The organism is Streptomyces sp. NPDC004658 (assembly GCF_040609555.1).
In the GTDB taxonomy this organism is placed as follows: Bacteria; Actinomycetota; Actinomycetes; order Streptomycetales; family Streptomycetaceae; genus Streptomyces.
In genome coordinates, this window is record NZ_JBEXKG010000449.1 from 1 (window position 1) to 1,047 (window position 1,047).

The 1,047-nt window shown below is 80.0% G+C and carries 2 pseudogenes; both read right to left on the bottom strand.

Annotated features, from left to right (window positions below):
- Nucleotides 1–499: pseudogene (locus ABZV94_RS42070) on the bottom strand (protease); the annotation flags it as partial.
- A 134-nt stretch (nt 500–633) separates the two neighbouring features.
- Nucleotides 634–1,047: pseudogene (locus ABZV94_RS42075) on the bottom strand (zf-HC2 domain-containing protein); the annotation flags it as partial.

Genomic DNA, 1,047 nt, shown 5'->3' on the forward strand with positions numbered 1-1,047 from the left:
CGGGCGCCGTGGGTGCGGCGGCCGGTGGCCGAGTCACGGGGCCGGGTGCCGGCACGGGGGACGCGGCGGCGGGGACGGCCGTTCCGTGGGCCGGGGTCGCCGCAGGATGCTGCACGGGCGGCGCCGGTGCCCAGGGGCCGGGTTCGCCGTACGGCGGGGTGCCGTACGGGTCGGGGTCGTGCAGCGGCCTGGGCCGCTCGGCGGGGGCCGCCCAGGAGGTCTCCCCGGTCGTCCCGGAGCTTCCCGGGACACCTCTGCCGCTGTCTGTACCGGTGTCTGCGCCCGTGCCCGCTCCGGGGTCTCCCTCGGCTCCTCCCGCGTGGGTCTCCCCTCCGTCCGCTGCGGCCGGCAGCCGGGCCGGACTGGCCAGCTCGAAGTCGCCGTCGGACCCGGTGGCTTCCGGTACGGCGGCCCCGGCCGCCCCGGTCCGGTCGGACGGTGTCATCCCCGCCGCCTCCTCCGGTCCGTCCACCGGCGGGACGCGGTTCCCCTCGTTCATGCTCTCCCCACGGCTGGGCCGCGACCGCGCGCTGCCGCGGGCCACGGAACGTCGTCCACCGCTCCCGGGTCGGCGCCGCGGGAGCGGTCTCGCAGGATTCAACCAGGTTCGCGGCCCGGGGGCGCGGTGGCCGGTCAGGGCGCCTGGTGGGGCGCGGCGGGGGCGGCCGGGGAAGCCGGAGGGGCGGAGGGAGCGGGGGTGGTGTCGGGGACGGGGGCGGACAGCAGGCCGAAGCCGGTGACTCCGGGGGTGGTGGACCAGTCGACGAGGGGCAGGGGCACGGTCTCGTCGAGCGGGCGTATCAGCGGGGAGACGGCGGCGACACCAGCCAGCATCGGCGCGTCGACGGCGCGCACCGGGGCGGCCCCGTCCTGCCCGGCGGCGGGGGACGGCACTCCGGGCAGCAGCGGCGCGGACAGGGTGGTCGGCGCCGCGGGGACGGGTCCGAGCAGCGCACCGTCCTGGGCGAGCAGCGGTCCCACCGGACGGCGGCGCTGGCTGTCCGGCGTGGCCGCGCCTGCGCCCGCGCCGGTGCCGGCCGACCGGGC